The organism is Cupriavidus pinatubonensis, from assembly GCF_019602855.1.
Taxonomy (GTDB): Bacteria; Pseudomonadota; Gammaproteobacteria; order Burkholderiales; family Burkholderiaceae; genus Cupriavidus; species Cupriavidus pinatubonensis.
The window spans coordinates 201,801-221,702 of the sequence record NZ_CP080767.1 but is presented as its reverse complement, the minus strand read 5'-3'; the positions used below and the strand labels follow the sequence as shown (position 1 = coordinate 221,702).

Below are 19,902 nucleotides of genomic sequence, written 5' to 3'. Positions count from 1 at the left end.
GCCCACCCGGAAGGATGGCAGCCTGAAAACCAGTGTAGGCGCTGCCGCCGCGTGAAGTGAAGGGCGGAGGAAGCGCGCGTGGCTGGGTTACCGGGCGCGCGGCACCGTCAGGAGAGCAGCATCGGCCGGCCCAGCATGCGCGACAGCACGGCTTCCGGCGAGTGGGTGTGGTCGGAGATCGCCTTCGGGTCCAGGTAGATGGTCTGCTCCATCATCGCGCGGCCGCGCATGGCGGCGTGCAGTAACTGGTCGCTGAAAACAATCCAGGTCGAACCCGGCGGAAAGTGGAATTCCTGCTGCGGCACGCTGGCCTGGTAGTCCAGGTCGGCCTTGGCCAGGTCGTGCAGTTGCAGCATGCGGTGGTCGTATTCCGAACGCGTGCGCTTGGTGATGTGCAGCAGCTTCATCAGCGCCGCCTGCCCCGGCCACATGCCGTGGGTCTTCGGCACGAAGCGTTGCGCAAAATCGGCAAACGGCTCGCCCACGCGCCACACGCGCGGCGCTTCGGGGTCGATGTTGTGGAACACGCGCAGCAGGCGCTTGCCCAGCAGCGGGTTCGACGGGAAGGAATCGACGTGCAGGCGCGTGTCGTCCTTGCGCCAGCTCACGGCGCGGCCGGCGATCTGGCTCGGGCGCAGCGACGTGCCCGCGCGCGTCATGTACGGGGCGTACTCCGGGAACAGCGACAGCACCAGCTTTTCGCTGAAATCGGCGTAGCGGCGGATCAGGCGGTACAGATCGGCGCGATCCTGCTCGCTGCCCTGCGCCCCACGCACGGCGGTGTCGCCGGCGCGCAGGTTGATGTTCTTGGATTTGCCGTCCGAATAGCGGCTGTCGAGGAAGCGCTCCTCGCCCGGCTCGAAACGGAAGTGCAGATCGGGGAAATAGAGCACCGCGCCTTGCTCCAGCTGGCGGCGCAGGTCCGCTTTGGTTGCGCCATCCACCTCCGGCGACCAGTCGGTGTACGGCTGCGGGCGGATCAGGTCGAGTTTGGCTGAGGAAGTGGAGGCGGAAGCGGATGGCATGGGCGTTCTCGGTTTGCCGGATAGCCGGATTTTACGCGCTATTTCTGGTGACGAATTGATCACAGACATGGCAGACGCAAAGCGCCCAACAAAAAACCCCGCCGACCAATGGCCGGCGGGGTTTCATGCCAGAAAGGCGAATGCTTACAGACCAGCCGCTGCGCGCAGGATCGCAGCCTTGTCCGTCGCTTCCCACGAGAATTCCGGCTCTTCGCGGCCAAAGTGGCCGTAAGCGGCAGTCTTCTCGTAGATCGGGCGCAGCAGGTCGAGCATCTGCACGATGCCCTTCGGACGCAGGTCGAAGTGTTCCTGGACCAGTTCGGCGATCTTCGCGTCGGAAATCTTGCCCGTGCCTTCGGTGTAGACCGTCACGTTGATCGGACGCGCCACGCCGATGGCATAGCTCACCTGCACCTGGCACTGGCGCGCGAGGCCCGCGGCCACGACGTTCTTGGCAACGTAGCGCGCGGCGTAGGCGGCCGAACGGTCGACCTTCGACGGGTCCTTGCCCGAGAACGCACCGCCGCCGTGCGGCGAAGCGCCACCGTACGTGTCGACGATGATCTTGCGGCCGGTCAAGCCGCAATCGCCCTGCGGGCCGCCGATGACGAAGCGACCGGTCGGGTTGACCAGGTACTTGGTGTCCTTGAGCATCTCGGGCGGCAGCACCGGCTTGATGATCTCCTCGATCACCGCTTCGCGGATCTGGGCCTGGGTGATGTCCGGCGCATGCTGGGTCGACAGCACGACGGTGTCGACACTGTGCGGACGGCCGTCGACATAACGGACGGTGACCTGCGACTTGGCGTCCGGGCGCAGCCACGGCAGACGGCCATCGCGGCGCAGCTGCGACTGGCGCTCGACCAGACGGTGCGAGTAGTAGATCGGGAACGGCATCAGTTCCGGGGTCTCGTCGCAGGCGTAGCCGAACATCAGGCCCTGATCGCCGGCACCCTGGTTCAGGTAGTCGTCCGAGGCGCGGTCCACGCCCTGGGCGATGTCGGGCGACTGCTTGTCATAGGCGACCAGCACCGCGCAACCCTTGTAGTCGATGCCGTACTCGGTGTTGTCGTAGCCGATGCGCTTGATCGTGTCGCGCGCGACCTGGATGTAGTCGACGTTGGCCGTGGTGGTGATTTCCCCGGCCAGCACGACCAGCCCGGTGTTGCAGAGCGTCTCGGCAGCCACACGCGCGTACTTGTCCTGCGCCAGGATGGCATCGAGGACGGCGTCGGAAATCTGGTCTGCGACCTTGTCGGGATGGCCTTCGGAGACGGACTCCGAAGTGAAAAGGAAGTCGTTTGCCACGAACTTGTTCTCCAGGTTGGCTATTGCGTGCCACCCTGTCGGGTCATGGCGGCGACGCTTTAGCGGTATTTTCAGGCCGCTCGGTTAGAGCGGTATCGCCCCGCAAGTTGTCAGTTAACTCGGCGATACACGCTATTATACGCGCCTGCCGGCACAATGCAGCCTGTGGCCCAAGGGCCACCGTGCGCCGGCGCACGCCGATCCGATCCATGGTTAGCGGCAGGAATTCTACGGATCCTTAGCCCTGAACGACGGCTTGCTCCAGCATTGATGACCCTTTCCACAAGGGACCCGACATCCACCGCCACGCAATGACTTTCCTGTTCTGGCTGATCTCCCGCTTGCCGCTGCGCCTGCTCCAGGCCGTGGGCGGTGCGCTCGGACTGCTGGCAGCGCGTGTGCCGGGGCGTTATGGACGTCGGCTGCGAGAGAACTTCCTGCTCGCGTTCCCGGACGCGACCGAACAGATGATTGCCGAAGCGGCCCGCTCGAGCGGCCGGATGATCCTGGAAATGCCGTACTTCTGGAGCCGAAAGACCATCGCCGCGCGCCTGTACGGCTTTGACGATTACCTGTGGCCGGAACTGGAAAAGCTTCAGGCCCGCGGCAACGGCATCATCATCCTGACGCCTCACCTGGGCTGCTTCGAGGTGCTGCCGCAATCGCATGCGCTCTTGCGCCCCGTTACCGCCCTGTTCAAGCCGCCGCACCAGGCGTGGCTGCGCGACTGGATCGAACGCATGCGCACCCGGCCCAATTTGGCAATGGCGCCGGCAACGCCGCGCGGCGTGCGCATGCTGGTGAAAGCGCTCAAGCGGGGCCAGGCTGTCGGCATCCTTCCTGACCAAGTACCGAGCGGCGGCGAAGGCAACTGGGCGCCGTTCTTCGGCAAACCCGCCTATACCATGGCGCTGGTCCACCGCCTGCAGCAACTGACCAGAGCGCCGGTTGTCGCCATCTTCGGCGAACGGCTCCCTCGCGGCGCTGGCTACCGCGGCCATCTGTGCGTCATCAACGATGGCGGCATGTTGCCCGAAGACCCGGCCGAAGCTGCCGCCATCATCAACCGGACCATAGAGGCACTCGTGGCCATCGCGCCCACGCAGTACCTCTGGGGCTATCACCGCTACAAGACTCCGTCCGGCGTGCAGGACCCCGATCGGGGCACGCTGGCGGCTACCGAATCCTCCCGCTCATGAGCCGTATCTTTACCTGGCTCGGCATCGGTCTGCTGACCGTGCTGGGCAAGCTGCCCTACCCGTTCGTCGCCCGTTTCGGCGAGGGGCTGGGCAGCCTGCTATATCTCTTTCCGAGCAGCCGGCGCCGGATCGTGCAGGCCAACCTGCGCGCCAGCTTTCCCGACAAGACCGAAGCCGAGATCGACACGCTGTCGCGTGATTCCTTCCGCACCGTGTTCCGCAGCTTTGCCGAGCGCGGCATCTTCTGGACCGGAAGCGAGGCACAGATGCGCCGCTGGGTGCAGATCGACGACCAGGCGGATCTGGTCGCGCTCGACGGTACACCCCACATCCTGGTCACGCTCCACCTGTCCGGCGTGGAAGCCGGTGCGATCCGCCTGACCATCCACCTGCGGGACCACGTCGGTCGTTCGGGTGCATCGCTGTACACCGCGCAGAAGAACACGCTGTTCGACGGGTTCCTCAAGCACGCACGGGGCCGCTTTGGCGCGAAGATGATCTCGCGCAACGACAGCGCGCGCGACATCCTGCGCTGCCTGAAGAAAGGCGAAGCACTGCAGCTCATCGCCGACATGGACTTCGGCGAGCGCGATTCGGAGTATGTGCCGTTCTTCGGCGTGCAGGCGCTGACGCTGACCTCGGTGTCGCGCCTGGCGCGGATGACGGGCGCCAAGGTCGTGCCGGTCTACACGGAGATGCTGCCCGACTACCAGGGCTACGTGCTTCGCATCTTGCCGGCCTGGGACAACTACCCCGGCGACAGCGTGACGGAGGACACGCGCCGCATGAACGCGTTCTTTGAAGACTGCATCCGCCCGCGCGTGGCCGAGTACTACTGGGTGCACAAGCGCTTCAAGAACCGCCCGCCCGGCGAACCGTCCATCTACTGACTACCGCCGGCAGGTCCGGCCCTGCGCGGCTACAATTCGCACCATGAAACTCCAGTTCACCAAGATGCACGGTGCCGGCAACGACTTCGTCGTGCTCGACGGCATCCACCAGAAGCTCGACCTGACCACCGAACAGTGGCGTGCGCTTGCCAGCCGGCATTTCGGCGTCGGCGCCGACCAGATGCTGATCGTGGAAAAGCCCACGCGCGAGGACGTGGATTTCCGCTACCGCATCTTCAATGCCGATGGCAGCGAGGTCGAGCACTGCGGCAATGGCGCGCGCTGCTTCGTGCGCTTCGTCACCGACAAGGGCATGACCGACAAGCGCTCGGTGCGCGTGGAGGTCATGAACGGCGTGATCACGCTGACACTGCAGGACGACGGCCAGGTCACCGTGGACATGGGCGCGCCCGAACTGGAACCGGCTCGCGTGCCGTTCCGCCCGGATGGCCTGCCAGTCCGCACGCAAGGTGAAGACATCGCCTACGGGTTGGAAATCAACGGCCGCACGGCGTGGATTTCCCCGGTGTCGATGGGCAATCCGCACGCAGTGCAGGTGGTGGACGATGTCGAGAACTTCCCGGTACTGCAGGACGGTCCGTTGATCGAACATCACGCGACGTTCCCGAACCGCGTGAACGCCGGCTTCCTGCAAGTGGTGGACCGCCATACCGCGCGCCTGCGCGTGTTCGAACGCGGCGCCGGCGAGACGCTGGCCTGCGGCACGGGCGCTTGCGCGGCCGTCGTAGCCGGCATTCGCCGCGGCCTGCTGGATTCCCCGGTCAAGGTCCACACGCACGGTGGCGACCTGAACATTGCCTGGGACGGCGGCGCCGAACCCGTGCGCATGACCGGTCCGGCTACCACCGTGTTCGAAGGCACCATTGACCTCGCCGCCCTGCCGGCCTGACTATAGGGGCCTGTGCGCCCCGCTTCGCATCCTCGTGTCCCGACTGCGGCGGGGTTCCCCGAACGTTCCGCGCGGTGCCCTGCCGCCGGACGCACCGATGGATCACCCATGCCGCTGGACGATTACCGCATCACCTCGGGCAAGCGCTTCAACCTCGCCAGCTTCGACCCGGGCAGCAAGCCCATGTCGCAAGGCGACAAAGAGACCGATCTCGCTTGCATCACGCGGCTGAGCGATGCCCTCGACGCTCAGCAAGACATCTTCTATGCCGAACACCGGCGCAAGATCCTCGTCGTCCTGCAAGGCATGGACACCAGCGGCAAGGACGGCACCGTACGTTCGGTGTTCCGCAGCTTCGATCCGCTAGGCATCCGCGTGGTGAGCTTCAAGGCGCCCACGCCCGACGAACTCGCGCGCGACTACCTGTGGCGCGTACACGTGCAGGTGCCCCGGGCTGGGGAGATCGTGCTGTTCAACCGCAGCCACTACGAAGACGTGCTGATCACGCGCGTGCACGACTGGATCGATACGCAGGAATGCGAGCGCCGCTACAAGCAGATACGCGCGTTCGAGACACTGCTGACCGAGACCGGCACCACCATCGTCAAGTGCTTCCTGCATATCTCGAAGGACGAACAAAAGGCGCGCCTCGAAGCACGCCTGGCCGACCCGAACAAGCACTGGAAATTCGACCCGACCGACCTGGCCGAGCGCAAGCACTGGAAGGCTTACATGGATGCCTATGAATCGGCCATTGCGGCCACGAGCACCCCGGAATGCCCGTGGTACATCGTGCCGGCCGATTCCAAGACCCATCGTAACCTGATGGTGGCCGAGATTCTCGCCGAGGTATTCCGCCAGCTCAAGCCGGCCTACCCGCCGGCGCGGGCCGACCTGGCGGGGATCAAGGTCGAGTAGCGCGCCGCATGACTCGAGCGCCGCATTACTCGCGGTCGCCGTTGCCGCGATGCACGTCGTGCGTGACGAACGGGCGTTCGGGGCTCGGCATGGCCAGCCAGTGCGGGTGGCGCAGCGTGTCGCGGATATCGTCCAGACCGCTGGACCAGTGTTCGTTCATGGCCAGGAGCCCAAACTGGTAGTCCTTTGCGCTGTTCTCGAACGACTTGTCGCGGTAGATAAGCTGAATCACGTTGCGGCGCGCATCACAGGCATGCTCGGCGGCGCGGCGGTACCAGTCGCTGTCGCGCTTTGACGCTGGCACCAGCGCCATCACTTCGCTGAGCATGCGGCGGTAGTTCTGCTGCTCGCGCATGTAGTCGGTGATGGTGCGGGTGCGGCTGGAATACTGGATATCCTTCTGGCGCTCGGCTACCTCGCTCAAGTCATGCGGCAGCTTGCCGCGCGCGCTCCACAGGTCGACCTGAAAGATCAATGCGTCGCGGCGCGGCTGCGCGGTAAGCACCTCGGCCAGCGGCGTGTTGGACACCAGGCCGCCGTCCCAGTAGTACTCGCCATCGATCTCCACGGCCGGGAAGCCCGGCGGCAACGCGCCCGACGCCATGAAATGCTCGGGCCGCAGCGTGTCGCGCGTGTTGTCGAAATAGGCGAAGTTGCCAGTGCGGATATTGACCGCGCCGACCGACACGCGCATTTCCTTGGGCCGGTTGATCAGGTCGAAGTCGGCGAAGCGTTCGAGCGTGGCCTTGAGCGGCGTGGTGTCGTAGTAGCTCGCTCGCGTAGGGTCGGTGTAGCGCGTCACCAGTTCCAGCCAGTTGCGCGGCATGAAGAAGCCGCGCTGGCCTTCGAACATCGCGCGCGCCGCGTGCATGCCGTCGAACCAGACGCGCAACGGCTCCGGCCAGGTATCCGCGCTGTCGAACATCGACGACTGCGACAGGCTCGGCAGCCACGGCTGCGCGCAGATGTAGTCCCAGAACGCGCGTAGCTGCTCGACGCGCCGCTCGGGCGGATTGCCGGCAATGATCGCCGCATTCAGTGCGCCGATCGAGATGCCCGCGACCCAGTTCGGATAGATGCCGCCTTCGGCGAGCCCCTGGTAGACGCCCGCCTGATAGGCGCCGAGCGCGCCGCCGCCCTGCAGCACCAGCGCGCGCACGGCATAGGCCTCATGTGCCGGCCGACCGGGTTCAGGACCCTTGGGCAGGTCTTCCGCCGGCCCGCATGGGTCTACCGAAGTCGCCTTGCGCTTGCGCACTGGCTTTGCGCGCCGCGCCGCCGTTTCCTGGGATTCCTGTCGCTCTTTGCCCGCCACGCCTTGCTCCTTCACAGATGGTGAATCCTGCCTTGGGCGCGGCACGCCGGCAGCTACCTCCGGTCAGCCGCGCGCCACAGTGCCGGTCAGACGCCGTAGCGCTGGCGATAGGCGGCCACAGCCTCGCGCGAGGCCGACAGCGAGGGATTGTTGGACGCGTCCAGATAGGCCAGCAGATCCTTCAGGCTGGCAATGGCGATCACGGGCACGCCGTATTCGCGCTGCACGTCCTGCACGGCCGAATGGGTGCCGATCTGGTCGGCGGTACCGCTCTTTTCCATCCGGTCCAGCGCGATCAGCACGGCGGCCGGTTCGGCGCCGGCCGCCCGGATCAGCTGCATCGATTCGCGCACCGAAGTGCCGGCGGAGATCACATCGTCGATGATGACGACCTTGCCCTGGAGCTTTGCCCCGACCAGCGTACCGCCCTCGCCATGGTCCTTGGCTTCCTTGCGGTTATAGGCGAAGCCGACGTCACGTCCCATGCCCGCCAGCGCCACTGCGGTGGCAGACGCGAGCGTGATGCCCTTGTAGGCCGGCCCGAACAGCACGTCGAACTGCACGCCCGAGGCCAGCAGGGTTTTCGCATAGAATTGCGCCACCTGGCCGAGCATGGCGCCCTGGTTGAACAGGCCGGCATTGAAGAAGTACGGCGACTTGCGGCCCGCCTTGGTGACGAATTCGCCAAAGGACAGCACGCCGGCGTCCAGCGCGAAGCGGATAAAGGTCTGGCTGAGATCCGGCTGGCCCGCCTGCTGCGTGGTCGAAGTCGTCGTCTGCTGCGTCATGCTCTTCTCTCTGAATTCAAAAATTTTCCCGCATGTTACGGATTATCAGCGCCAACCTCAACGGCATCCGCTCCGCTTCCAAGAAGGGCTTTTTCGAGTGGATGGGCAAGCAGGACGCGGACATGGTCTGCGTGCAGGAACTCAAGGCCCAGGCCGCCGACATGACCGAAGCGTTCTTGGCGCCACATGGCTACCACGGCTACTTCCACTACGCCGAGAAGAAGGGATACAGCGGTGTCGGCCTCTACACACGCCACAAGCCGGAGCGCGTGATCACGGGCTTTGGCAACCCTGAGTTCGACAGTGAAGGCCGTTACGTGGAGGTGCAGTATCCGCACCTCGCGGTGATCTCGGTGTATGTTCCGTCGGGCTCAAGCTCGGAGGAGCGCCAGCAGGCAAAGTTCCGCTTCATGGAGGCGTTCCTGCCTCACCTGTTGCAACTGAAGGCCAGTGGGCGTGAGATCGTGCTGTGCGGCGACGTGAACATCGCGCACAAGGAAATCGATATCAAGAACTGGAAGGGCAACCTGAAGAACTCGGGCTTCCTGCCGGAAGAACGGGCCTGGATCGGTCAGTTGTTCGACATGCACGGCTACGTGGACGTGTTCCGCCAGCTGGATCCCCGCCCCGAGCAATACACATGGTGGAGCAACCGCGGCCAGGCCTATGCCAAGAACGTCGGGTGGCGCATCGATTACCACCTGGCCACGCCGAAGATTGCCGGAACGGCGCATGTCTGCTCGATCTACAAGGATGAGAAGTTCAGCGACCACGCGCCGCTGTCGATCGATTACAACTATCCTCTGTGACGGGTCAGGGCGGTCATGCCGCCCTGACTTCCTCTAGCAGTTCCGGGGGGCGGTCCAGCAAGCCACTAACCCTGCCAAATCACAAGAATCCAATCGGTACAAACCCCTGCGACCCGCCCCCATCCCCGTTACAATGCAGGTTCGCCCCTGCGCCCGGCAGGGACGTTTCGCATTCCCCGCATCTCTAGAGCGAGTCCGCCATGGTTTTCAAAGTGTTCGTCGATGGTCAGGAAGGCACCACCGGTCTCCGGCTGCTTGACTATCTCTCTGGTCGTTCCGACGTCGAATTGCTGCGCATTGCTGATGACAAGCGCAAGGACCCGGCCGAGCGTGCACGCTTCCTGAATGCCGCAGACGTCGCTTTCCTGTGCCTGCCGGACGTGGCCTCGCGCGAGGCCGTGTCGCTGGTGACCAACCCGAATACCTGCGTGATCGACGCCAGCACCGCGTTCCGCACGTCAGACAGCTGGGCCTATGGCCTGCCGGAACTGGTGCGCGGCCAGCGCGAAAAGATCCGCGCGAGCAAGCGCATCGCTGTGCCGGGCTGCCATGCCAGCGCCTTCGTGCTGGCGGTGCGTCCGCTGATCGATGCCGGCGTGCTGCCGCGCGACTACCCGGTCTCGGCGTTCTCGCTGACCGGCTACAGCGGCGGCGGCAAGAAGATGATTGCCGACTTCGAAGCCGGCGGTAATCCGAAGCTGCAAAGCCCGCGCCCGTACGCGCTTGGCCTGGCGCACAAGCACCTGCCCGAAATGCGCGTGCAGGCCGGCCTGGCGGCGGAGCCTATCTTCAACCCGATCGTCGGCAACTTCTTCAAGGGCCTGGCCGTGACGGTGCCGGTCTATGCTGACCGCCTCGCGCGCAAGGTCAGCCCCGAGCAGATCGTCGACATCTACCGCGAGCACTATGAAGGCGAGCAGTTCGTGCGCGTGCTGCCGTACAACAGCGACGACAACCTCGACGATGGTTTCCTCGACGTGCAGGCCAACAACGACACCAACCGTGTCGACCTGTTCGTGTTCGGCACGCCCGATCGCCTGAATCTGGTCGCGCGCCTGGACAACCTGGGCAAGGGCGCGGCCGGCGCGGCAGTGCAATGCATGAACGTGCATGTCGGCGCCGACGAGGCGACCGGGCTGCAGGCCTGAGCGTTTCAAGGTCTCAAGTAAAAAAGCCGGCATTGCCGGCTTTTTTACTTTCTGCGGGATCATCAGCGTTTGAGCGGCCGCTGCCGGTCGTCGTCGCCGGCATCGACGGGTGCATCGCCAAGGTTGGCCATATTGGCGCGATACGGCGGCAGGCGGTCCACCGTGGTGTTGATGGCGCGCGCGTAGAGCGGCAGCACCTCGGGCATGTGCTTCTCGAGATCGGCAATTCGGGTACGCCCCGACGGGTGCGTGGACAGGAAATCCGCGCCCGACTGCGTGACCTTGGCCATCTTCTGCCACAGCGTCACGGCAGCGCGCGGGTCGTAGCCGGCGCGCGCGGCAATGTCCATGCCGATCAGGTCGGCCTCGCTTTCATCCGCACGCGAAAAGCGCAGCGTCAGCAGATGCGCGCCCGTGCCCAGCGCCATATTGCCGAGGTTGCCGAAGCCGAACAGCTGCGACACGACATTGGCGCCAAGGTTGGTAATCTCCGACTTGGCCGCGCGCTCGCGCGCATGCTCCTGCAGCGCGTGTGCGATCTCGTGGCCCATGGCCATGGCGATCTCATCGTCGGTCAGCTTGAGCTGTTCGAGCAGGCCCGTGTAGAACGCGATCTTGCCGCCCGGCATGCAGAACGCATTGACCTGCTTCGAGCCAATCAGGTTGATTTCCCACTGCCACTGGCGCGCGCGTTCGTTCCAGCGCGTGGTCTCCGGCAGCAGCCGCTTGCCGATAGCACGCAGGCGCTGCAGCTGCGCATTGCTGTCGCCAGCGAGCGCATGCTTGGCGATCGCTTCTTGCTTGATCTGCTCGTACTCCTGCGCGGCCTGCTGCTCGATCACCTCGACCGGTACGATGTTTTTCACCGCCGATCCGCCACGCTGCAAGCGGATGCCATCCTCCTGTCCGGGGTCCTGCTGGGCCAGTGCCAACGGCGCCATGCTCATCGCCGCGCCCATGGACAACGCACAGGCCATGCGGGACAGGACAGGACGCGGAACACCTGGCAGGTGGCGGGACATGTTCGGTTCCTTGGGGGCAGTAGGGAAAGCCGGGAGCAGTCTTGGACAGAGGGGGCAAACGGGTGATGCAATAATACACGGCGCCTGCGCAGCCGCGCGGCGCCATCCGCCCACGCCATCCATGAATTTCCAGGACTATCTCGACATCTTCCGAAACCGCCGCATCGGCGCCATGCTGGCGCTGGGCTTCGCCTCAGGACTGCCGCTGGCGCTCACGTCCGGCACGCTGCAGGCCTGGATGACGGTCGAAGGGCTCGATATCAAAACCATCGGCTTCTTCTCGCTGGTGGGCCAGGCCTACATCTTCAAATTCCTGTGGGCGCCTCTGATGGACCGCTACACGCCGCCGCTGATGGGCCGGCGCAAGGGCTGGCTGCTGGTCACGCAGATCGGGCTCGTGATCGGCATTGGCGCGATGGCATTCTGCCCGCCGCGCGAAGCGCTGTGGACGCTGGCGGCGCTGGCTACGCTCGTGGCGTTCCTGTCGGCCTCGCAGGACATCGTGTTCGATGCCTACAGCACCGACGTGCTGCGCCCGGCCGAACGCGGCGCCGGCGCGGCCGTCAAGGTGCTCGGCTACCGGCTGGCGATGCTGGTCTCGGGCGGTCTAGCGCTTTGGCTGGCAGACCGCGTGATGGGCTGGCCGCAGATGTACCTGCTGATGGCCGCGCTGATGGGCGTCGGCATGGTCACGCTGCTGTGGGCGCCCGAGCCCGACGTGCCCGCGCGTGCGCCGCGCTCCCTCGAAGAAGCCATCGTCGGCCCCCTGCGCGACTTCTTCTCGCGCCCCGGCGCATGGTGGCTGTTGCTGCTGATCGTGCTGTACAAGCTTGGCGACGCGTTCGCCGGCAGCCTCTCCACGACGTTCCTGATCCGCGGTGTCGGCTTTTCCGCCGGCGAAGTCGGCATCGTCAACAAGACGCTCGGACTGGCCGCGACCATCGTCGGCGCGCTGTTCGGCGGCACGCTGATGGTGCGGCTCGGGCTGTATCGTTCCCTGATGCTGTTCGGCCTGCTGCAGGCCATATCCAACCTCGGCTACTGGATCCTGTCGGTGACGCCGCCGCACCTGTGGTCGATGGGCGCCACCATCGCGGTCGAAAACCTCTGCGGCGGCATGGGCACGGCGGCGTTCGTCGCGCTGCTGATGACGCTGTGCAACCGCTCATTCTCGGCCACGCAGTACGCGCTGCTGTCGGCGCTGGCGTCGGTGGGCCGCGTCTACGTCGGACCGACCTCCGGCTATATGGTCGAAGCCTGGGGCTGGGCGCCCTTCTACCTGGGCACGGTGCTGGTGGCATTGCCCGGCGTGCTGCTGCTCTGGGCCATGCGCCACACCGTCCATCGCTACGAAGCCCAGGCGCGCGAAGCGATTGCCTGATCGGCGTAGCCGGCAGCCTTATTCCTTGTAGTAGACGATCTGGTGCGACGTGGCGAGCAACTCGCCACCCGCGCTCCAGACCTGCGCGCTTTGATCGAAAAAGCCCTGCCGGAACACCTGCGCCTGGGCGCTGCACAGCACGTGGCTGTCGCCGAGCGCGGCCAGCGTGGCAGCATCGGCATGGAAATAGGTGGTCAGCGACACTGTGCCCGCTGGCACGAAGCCAGCGCGCTTGAGGAAGATGCGCGGATAGAAGCTGTCGCACCACGCCGCCACGGCAGCGAAGTCTGGTGTGCGCGCCGGTTCGTCGCGCAGCCAGAACTGAGTGAGGCTGTCAGGATGCTCCGTGCCCGGCTCCGTCGTCGGCTTGGCGCCGCGGAACGGACGCATGTCATAGGACTTGAGCCAGCGCACCGGCGCAAAACCCGCCATCGGCGGAACTTCGTGTGCGGGCGGTGCCTCTGGTCGCGAGGCTTCCCCGCAAGCCCAGGTCTCGCGCCGCACGGAAAACACCACGGTCGCCGTGGTCGCCACCGCATCGCCCTGCCGCAACGCGATCTGCCAGTGCTGGGTCGAGCGATTCGTACGCGTCGGACGCGCTTCGATCTCGAACGGCCCTTCGGCAATCGGGCCGGCGAAGTTGACCGTCAGCGCAAGCGGATCGCCAAGCCGCTCCGGATGCCGCAGGGCCGCCTGCAGCAGTGTGGCCGCCGTGATGCCTCCAAACGGCCCGATCATGTTCCAGTAGGCCGGCGTAGTACGGCCCAGATAGCAGTGTTCGCCTGCGCGCTCGAGCACAAGCGCATCGTCGAAGGGATGAAGCAGCGTGCCGGCGGCGGTGGCGGCGTTGACAGTCTGGGGCGCGGTGGTCATAGCAAATAGCACGGTCGTTCGATTACCCTGCCTACATTAGCCGTAGTCAGGGTTCGCGTCAATGCATATCCGCGTCAGCCTCGGGCACGCGTTCGCAGCGGCACGCTCCAGCCGAGCTGGTTCGCGATCACGCCAAGCAGCACCAACGCCATGCCGGCGAGCTGCAGCGGCCCAAGCACCACATCGAACACCGCCACATCAATGACGATCGCGACCAGTGGGTAGATGAACGACAGCGTCGCGATCGACACCACACTCAGCCGCTGGAACGCGCCATACAGCAGCGTGTACATCACGCCCGTGTGGATCAACCCGAGCGCGAGCAGCGCGCCCCATGCCTGCCCCGTCAAGGTGCCCACTGCCGGATGCGCCAGCGGTGCCAGCATCAGCACGCCGATCACCATCTGCAGCCCTGCGATCTGGCCCGGCGGAATGCCCTGCAGCCGCCGCGTCGCCATGGTGGTGATCGCATACAACAGCGCCGCCAGCATGGCCAGCCCGATACCAGCCAGCATCGCCGTCCCCTGCGCGCCGTGCTCCAGCCCCGTGATCAGCATCACGCCAGCAAATGCCAGCAGCAGCCATGGCAACCGGCCGAAGGGAAACGGCTCGCGCTGGAACACCGCAGTCAGGATCAGCAGGAAGAACGGCTGCGTGTGATAGACCACGGTCGCGATCGAGATCCCGCTATACGCATAGGCCGAAAACAGGCACAGCCAGTTGAGGATCAGAGTGACGCCGCCCAGCGCGAGCCAGCCCATGCGCGCGTTGTCCATGCGCACCCAGCCGCGCTGCAGCGTCAGCACGCTCAGCAGCGACGCGCCGCCGAGCAAGCAGCGGAAGAACACCACGTCGATGGTCGGCTGGCCGCTGGTGACGACGAACCAGCCGATGGTGCCCGACAACGCCATCGCGGCGACCATGCGCCACGTACCGCCTGTGCCTGCTTGTTGATTGCCCATGAAGTGCTCCGCAGAATCTTTGCGTGCATTGTTCCATCATGATCAGAGATCAACAATCCCGCAAGAACTCAATTAGTATTTGACTCTAAGTCAAAGAATGGGGAGACCCGGATGCAGGCTGCGCCACTCAATGCCATGGCCGTGTTCGCGCGCGTGGTGGAATGCGGCAGCTTCTCCGCCGCCGCGCAGGATCTCGGCATGACGCCTTCGGCGGTCAGCCGGCATGTATCGCGGCTCGAAGCCACGCTTGGTGCCAGCCTGCTGCAGAGGACCACACGGGCTTTTGCGCTGACTGAACTTGGCCATGCCGTCTACGCGGCCTGCGCCCGCATGTCGGCAGCCGCGCGCGAAGTCACCGCACTTGGCACCGACCATACCGGCGAGCCGCATGGCGTACTGCGCGTCAGCGCGTCGGTCGTATTCGGCCAGGCGTGGCTGGCACCCCGCCTTCCCGCGCTGCTGGAGCGCTATCCGGCCCTGGAACTCCAGCTGACGCTGGTTGATCGCATGGTCGATCTGGTAGAGGAAGGACTCGACGTCGCGATCCGCATCGCGCGCGAACTGCCGCCTGGGCTGGTGGCGCGGCCGTTACGCCCGGTGCGCTACCAGCTCGTCGCCTCGCCGGGATGGTTGCGGCTACATGACGCACCAGCAAGCCCGGAAGAGCTGCCGCACACGCGCTGCGTGTACCTTGGGTATGGCGCGTTCGGCGAGCGTTGGTCGTTGCGGCACAAGACTTCGGGCGATGATGTCACCGTGCGCATTCCGCCACGCTTCACAGTCAACAACAGCATGGCCATCGTCGCGATGGTCGAGCGCGATGCCGGTATAGGCCTCGTGCCAGATTTCTCCGCAGCCGCGGGCCTCGCCGACGGCCGGCTGGTCACGGTGCTGGACGACTGGGACATCCTGGAGCCGTACATCGGTACGGCCTACGCCGTGTACACCCCGACGCGGCACGTGGCGCCCAAGGTGCGCGCGTTCGTCGACTATCTGGTGGCCACGACCGCCGAGCGCTGACCGCCCGGCGTTCGCGCGTCGCTCAGGCCGAGCAGACCCGGTACACCGCGAGGCTGCCGCGCCAGTTCACGCCCCAGTTCACGGTGATGCCTTCGTGCATGACCACGCGGTCGACAATGCGCAGGCCCACCTTGGGCGCCAGCGCCTCGAAATCGCTGATGGTCAGCACGCGCACGTTCGGCGTGTTGTACCACTGGTACGGCAGCGACTCCGACACCGGCATGCGGCCGCGGAACACCGACAGCCGATGCGGCCAGTAGCCGAAGTTCGGGAAGGAGACGATGCACTCGCGCCCCACGCGCAGCGTGTCGCGCAGCACCTGAGCGGTGTTGTGGATGGTCTGCAGCGTCTGCGACAGGATTACCGTATCGAAGCTCTTGTCCTCGAACAGCGCAAGACCGCCTTCCAGGTTCTGCTGGATGACATGCACGCCTTTCTGCGCGCACGCAAGCACGCCTTCGTCCTGGATCTCGATGCCATAGGCCTGCACGTCGAGCTCGTCCTGCAGCACGCGCAGCAGGCTGCCGTCGCCGCAGCCGAGGTCGAGCACGGTGGAATTAGGCTCGATCCAGCGAGCGATCGCGCGGAAGTCCGGACGCAGCGCGAGGATATTCGGATTGGCCAGGGCGTTCATGCGCCGATCTCCTCTGCAATGCGGTCGTAGTAAGCGCGCATCAGGTTGTGGTAGCGCGGATCGTCGAGCAGGAATGCATCGTGGCCGTGCGGGGCGTCAATCTCGGCGTACGAGACCGGGCGCTTGTTGTCGAGCAGCGCCTTGACCAGTTCGCGGCTGCGGTTCGGCGCAAAGCGCCAGTCGGTGGTAAAGCTCGCGACGAGGAAGCTCGCCTGCGTCTGCGCCATCGCGCGCGTGAGGTCGCCGCCATAGGCCAGTGCCGGGTCGAAATAGTCGAGCGCGCGCGTGATCAGCAGGTAGGTGTTCGCGTCGAAATACTCGGCAAACTTGTCGCCCTGGTAGCGCAGGTAGCTCTCGACCTGGAACTCGACATCGAACGAGAAGCGGATGTCCTCGGTCTTCAGCTCGCGGCCGAATTTCTCGGCCATGTCCTCGTCCGACAGGTAAGTGATATGGCCGATCATGCGGGCCACGCGCAGGCCGCGCTTTGGCTTCACGCCATGCGCGTAGTAGTTGCCGCCGTGAAAATCCGGGTCCGACAGGATCGAGCTGCGCGCGACCTCGTTGAACGCAATGTTCTGCGCCGAAAGCTTGGGGGTCGATGCGACCACGATGCAGTGGCGCAGCCGCTGCGGATACATCAGGCTCCAGGCCACCGCCTGCATGCCGCCCAGGCTGCCGCCCATCACCGCGGCGAACTGCGTGATGCCGAACACATCCGCCACCCGCGCCTGTGCGTTGACCCAGTCCTCGACGGTCACCACGGGAAACGCCGCACCATAAGGCCCGCCCGTGGCAGGGTTGGTGCTCATCGGGCCCGTGGACCCGAAACACGAACCCAGGTTGTTCACGCCGATGACGAAGAAGCGGTTGGTGTCGAGCGGCTTGCCGGGACCGACCATGTTGTCCCACCAGCCCACGTCGCGCGGATCGTCCGCATAGACGCCCGCCACATGGTGCGACGCGTTCAGCGCGTGGCAGACCAGCACGGCATTGGAGCGGTCGGCGTTGAGCGTGCCGTAGGTCTCGACCATCAGGTCGTACCCGGCGATCGACGAGCCGTTGCGCAGCTTCAGCGGCTCCTGGAAATGCATACGCTGCGGCGTGACGACGCCGACGGAATCGTTCGGCAGCGTGAGCGCGGCAGGCGGCAAGGCGACATCTGTCATGGAATCGGCCCGCGTGAAGCAGGCATAAAAAAACCCGACCGGCAGTGCGTGTGAAGCGTCGCAGCCAAGTCGGGCATTCGCGGTGTTCCGCGTGCCGGCGTGAATCCCGATCCTGCCTGGGGGCGCCGACCCAACCTCTTTAGCCGCATTTATATTCGCAGACGGAGGATCGTGGGACCATCCGGCTGCCGCGCGCCCGCAAGCCAGTCATCAAATCGGCGCGACGGCTTATTATAGTGCAATCCGCCGACCGCGCCGCATCGGGCGTTCATCCGCCACCCGCAAGCCACGTCGGCACCGCCGAATCGCCATGCACAAGCCGAACATCCTGGTCATCGAAGATGAATCCGCCATTGCCGACACGATCGACTATGCGCTGTCCACCGACGGCATGGCCGTGGAGCGCTGCGCGCTCGGTGGCGATGCCCTGGAGCGGCTGCGCACGCAGGCATTCGACCTGGTGATCCTTGATGTCGGCCTGCCCGACCTGAGCGGCTTCGAGGTCTGCCGTACCCTGCGCACGTTCACCGATGTGCCGGTCATCTTCCTGACCGCGCGGCATGATGAGATCGACCGCGTGGTCGGCCTGGAGATCGGCGCGGACGACTATGTGGTGAAGCCCTTCTCGCCGCGCGAGCTGGCCGCGCGCGTGCGCGTGATCCTGCGACGCACGGCGCGCCAGCCCGTTGCGGAACCCGCGAGCCAGAGCGTATTCACGGTGGACAACGACGGCGCACGCGTGGCCTTCCACGGCCACTGGCTCGAACTCACGCGCTACGAGTACCGCATGCTCGCGCTGATGCTGCGCCACCCTGGCCGCATCTATTCGCGCGCGCAGCTCATGGACGAGGTCTGGCACGACGCGCCGGACACGATCGACCGCACCGTCGATACCCACATCAAGACCGTGCGCGCCAAGCTGCGCGCACTCGATGCCGCCAGCGACCCGATCCGCACGCACCGCGGCATGGGCTACTCCATCGAACCATGACGGTCGACCGGGCCTGAACATGCATATCGGGCTTCGCATCTTTTTCGGCTTCTTCGTGATCGTCGGGCTGGCCGCTTTCCTCACGCTGCGCGTCTTTGTGCAGGAGGTAAAGCCCGGCGTCCGGCAGGCCATGGAGGACACGCTCGTCGATACCGCCAATGTGCTGGCAGCCTTGGCGGCGGACGACATGAAGCACGGTCGGATCAACGAAGGCGCCTTCGCCCAGCGGCTGGCGCGGCTGCAGGACACGCCCGTCGATGCAAGCGTCTGGGGCCTGCGCAAGCAGTCGGTCGGCTACCGCATCTACGTCACCGACACGCATGGCATCGTCCGTTTCGACACCAGCGGCAGCGCGGTCGGCGCCGACTATTCGCGCTGGAACGACGTCTACCTGACGCTGCAGGGCAAGTACGGCGCGCGCAGCACGCGCGCCAATCCCGATGACGAGAACAGCACGGTCATGCACGTCGCCGCGCCGATTCGCGATCCCGACAATAGCCAGACCATCGGCGTGCTGACCGTCGCCAAGCCGAATCTCGCGATGGCGCCGTTCATCGAGCGCAGCCAGCGCAAGATCCTGCTGTACGGTCTGCTGCTGATGGGCGTCGCGTTCGCGGTTGGCCTGGTCTGCACGCTGTGGCTGGTGTTCGGGCTGCGCCGGCTGCAGCGCTACGCGCGCACCGTGGCAGCCGGCGAGCGCGCGGAAATGCCGCTGCACGGCGCGAGCGAGCTGGCCGAACTGGGGCGCGCGGTGGAAACCATGCGGCTGCGGCTCGAAGGCAAGCAGTATGTCGAGCACTACATCCACACGCTCACGCACGAGATGAAGAGCCCGCTGGCGGCGATCAGCGGCGCGGCGGAGCTGCTGCAGGAAGACATGCCACCGGCGGACCGTCAGCGCTTTGTCGCGAATATCCGTGGCCAGTCCCAGCGCCTGGCCCAGATGATCCGCAAGCTGCTGGCGCTGGCCGCGGTGGAACAGCGGCAGCGGCTGGACCATGCCGAGCGCGTCGCGCTGTTGCCATTGCTGCAGGCACTCGTCGATGAGCTCGAACCGCGTGCGCGCCAGCGCGGCGTGACGTTTGCCCTCGCACCGGACGCCGAACCTGCACTGGCCGTGCTGGGCGATCCCTTCATGCTGCGGCAGGCCGTCACCAACCTGCTCGAAAACGCGCTCGATTTCGCGCCAGCCGGCAGCACGGTGCTGATAGATGTAACCGGCGCGCCGGCCGGCCAAATCGCCATACAAGTTGCCGACGATGGTCCTGGCATCCCTGACTACGCGCTGCCGCGCCTGTTCGAACGATTCTATTCGCTGCCCCGCCCGGACGGCCGGGACAAGAGCACGGGCCTCGGCCTCTGCTTCGTGCGCGAGGTCGCGACGCTGCATCACGGCGACATCACCATTCACAATCGCGACGGTGGTGGCGCGCTTGCCACGCTCACGCTGCCGGCCGCGTCCTGACCCAGCCGGCACGCACTTCACAGCGGGCACACAAACGCTTCACACCGGCCCCGCGGTCTGCGCACACGCGGTAGC

At 65.6% G+C, this 19,902-nt stretch carries 19 protein-coding genes; 10 read left to right on the top strand and 9 right to left on the bottom strand.

Annotated elements, in window-relative coordinates; translation table 11 throughout:
• Positions 1-107: 107 nt before the first annotated feature.
• Positions 108-1,025 (bottom strand): Kdo hydroxylase KdoO, encoded by a 918-nt coding sequence (kdoO, locus tag K2O51_RS13455; RefSeq protein WP_011296392.1) that lies wholly within the window; start codon positions 1,023-1,025, stop codon positions 108-110.
• Positions 1,026-1,169: 144 nt separating this feature from the next.
• Entirely contained in the window at positions 1,170-2,333 is a 1,164-nt protein-coding gene (gene metK, locus K2O51_RS13450) for a methionine adenosyltransferase (RefSeq protein ID WP_011296391.1), read from the bottom strand.
• A 311-nt stretch (positions 2,334-2,644) separates the two neighbouring features.
• Here metK and K2O51_RS13445 point away from each other — a divergent pair, with 311 nt between their 5' ends.
• From K2O51_RS13445 to K2O51_RS13430, 4 genes are all read left to right on the top strand, one after another.
• Positions 2,645-3,532: a lysophospholipid acyltransferase family protein gene (locus K2O51_RS13445; RefSeq protein WP_011296390.1), complete on the top strand. Its 888-nt coding sequence runs from the start codon at positions 2,645-2,647 to the stop codon at positions 3,530-3,532.
• Positions 3,529-4,422 (top strand): lipid A biosynthesis lauroyl acyltransferase, encoded by an 894-nt coding sequence (locus tag K2O51_RS13440; RefSeq protein ID WP_140949357.1) that lies wholly within the window; start codon positions 3,529-3,531, stop codon positions 4,420-4,422. The genes K2O51_RS13445 and K2O51_RS13440 overlap by 4 nt, the downstream gene beginning before the upstream one ends.
• A 43-nt stretch (positions 4,423-4,465) precedes the next feature.
• Positions 4,466-5,332 (top strand): diaminopimelate epimerase, encoded by an 867-nt coding sequence (dapF, locus tag K2O51_RS13435; RefSeq protein WP_011296388.1) that lies wholly within the window; start codon positions 4,466-4,468, stop codon positions 5,330-5,332.
• 108 nt (positions 5,333-5,440) lie between these two features.
• Positions 5,441-6,250: a polyphosphate kinase 2 family protein gene (locus K2O51_RS13430; protein ID WP_011296387.1), complete on the top strand. Its 810-nt coding sequence runs from the start codon at positions 5,441-5,443 to the stop codon at positions 6,248-6,250.
• Between the two features lie 25 nt (positions 6,251-6,275).
• Here the strand turns inward: K2O51_RS13430 and K2O51_RS13425 are convergent, their stop codons facing one another.
• Together K2O51_RS13425 and pyrE are read right to left on the bottom strand one after the other, a co-directional pair.
• The gene (locus K2O51_RS13425; RefSeq protein ID WP_373460830.1) at positions 6,276-7,457 is read right to left on the bottom strand and encodes a patatin-like phospholipase family protein; all 1,182 of its coding nucleotides are present in this window, start codon (positions 7,455-7,457) and stop codon (positions 6,276-6,278) included.
• A gap of 194 nt (positions 7,458-7,651) precedes the next feature.
• The gene (pyrE, locus tag K2O51_RS13420; protein WP_011296385.1) at positions 7,652-8,353 is read right to left on the bottom strand and encodes an orotate phosphoribosyltransferase; all 702 of its coding nucleotides are present in this window, start codon (positions 8,351-8,353) and stop codon (positions 7,652-7,654) included.
• 32 nt (positions 8,354-8,385) lie between these two features.
• On the opposite strand from pyrE, the gene K2O51_RS13415 reads away from it, so the two are divergent.
• Positions 8,386-9,162: an exodeoxyribonuclease III gene (locus tag K2O51_RS13415; RefSeq protein ID WP_011296384.1), complete on the top strand. Its 777-nt coding sequence runs from the start codon at positions 8,386-8,388 to the stop codon at positions 9,160-9,162.
• 200 nt (positions 9,163-9,362) lie between these two features.
• Positions 9,363-10,310 (top strand): N-acetyl-gamma-glutamyl-phosphate reductase, encoded by a 948-nt coding sequence (gene argC, locus K2O51_RS13410; RefSeq protein ID WP_011296383.1) that lies wholly within the window; start codon positions 9,363-9,365, stop codon positions 10,308-10,310.
• Positions 10,311-10,372: 62 nt separating this feature from the next.
• Here argC and K2O51_RS13405 read toward each other — a convergent pair whose 3' ends face one another.
• On the bottom strand, positions 10,373-11,332 hold the full coding sequence (locus tag K2O51_RS13405) for a M48 family metallopeptidase (protein WP_220631219.1): 960 nt from the start codon (positions 11,330-11,332) through the stop codon (positions 10,373-10,375).
• 121 nt (positions 11,333-11,453) lie between these two features.
• Between K2O51_RS13405 and K2O51_RS13400 the strand changes: the two genes are divergently transcribed.
• Positions 11,454-12,713: a muropeptide transporter gene (locus K2O51_RS13400; RefSeq protein WP_011296381.1), complete on the top strand. Its 1,260-nt coding sequence runs from the start codon at positions 11,454-11,456 to the stop codon at positions 12,711-12,713.
• Positions 12,714-12,731: 18 nt separating this feature from the next.
• On the opposite strand, the gene K2O51_RS13395 is transcribed toward K2O51_RS13400, so the two are convergent.
• Positions 12,732-13,586 carry an acyl-CoA thioesterase gene (locus K2O51_RS13395; protein ID WP_140949359.1) on the bottom strand — a complete coding sequence of 285 codons (855 nt, stop codon included), beginning with the start codon at positions 13,584-13,586 and terminating at the stop codon, positions 12,732-12,734.
• 74 nt (positions 13,587-13,660) lie between these two features.
• Positions 13,661-14,548 (bottom strand): DMT family transporter, encoded by an 888-nt coding sequence (locus K2O51_RS13390; RefSeq protein WP_011296379.1) that lies wholly within the window; start codon positions 14,546-14,548, stop codon positions 13,661-13,663.
• Between the two features lie 111 nt (positions 14,549-14,659).
• Here K2O51_RS13390 and K2O51_RS13385 point away from each other — a divergent pair, with 111 nt between their 5' ends.
• Entirely contained in the window at positions 14,660-15,568 is a 909-nt protein-coding gene (locus tag K2O51_RS13385; RefSeq protein ID WP_011296378.1) for a LysR family transcriptional regulator, read from the top strand.
• A gap of 22 nt (positions 15,569-15,590) precedes the next feature.
• Here K2O51_RS13385 and metW read toward each other — a convergent pair whose 3' ends face one another.
• Together metW and metX are read right to left on the bottom strand one after the other, a co-directional pair.
• Positions 15,591-16,202, bottom strand: coding sequence for a methionine biosynthesis protein MetW (gene metW, locus K2O51_RS13380; protein ID WP_011296377.1), 612 nt, complete (start codon positions 16,200-16,202; stop codon positions 15,591-15,593).
• The gene (gene metX / locus K2O51_RS13375) at positions 16,199-17,371 is read right to left on the bottom strand and encodes a homoserine O-succinyltransferase MetX (protein ID WP_220631218.1); all 1,173 of its coding nucleotides are present in this window, start codon (positions 17,369-17,371) and stop codon (positions 16,199-16,201) included. The genes metW and metX overlap by 4 nt, the downstream gene beginning before the upstream one ends.
• Before the next feature lie 310 nt (positions 17,372-17,681).
• Between metX and creB the strand changes: the two genes are divergently transcribed.
• Together creB and creC are read left to right on the top strand one after the other, a co-directional pair.
• Positions 17,682-18,362, top strand: coding sequence for a two-component system response regulator CreB (gene creB, locus K2O51_RS13370; RefSeq protein ID WP_011296375.1), 681 nt, complete (start codon positions 17,682-17,684; stop codon positions 18,360-18,362).
• 19 nt (positions 18,363-18,381) lie between these two features.
• Positions 18,382-19,827, top strand: coding sequence for a two-component system sensor histidine kinase CreC (creC, locus tag K2O51_RS13365; RefSeq protein WP_220631217.1), 1,446 nt, complete (start codon positions 18,382-18,384; stop codon positions 19,825-19,827).
• Positions 19,828-19,902: the final 75 nt, after the last annotated feature.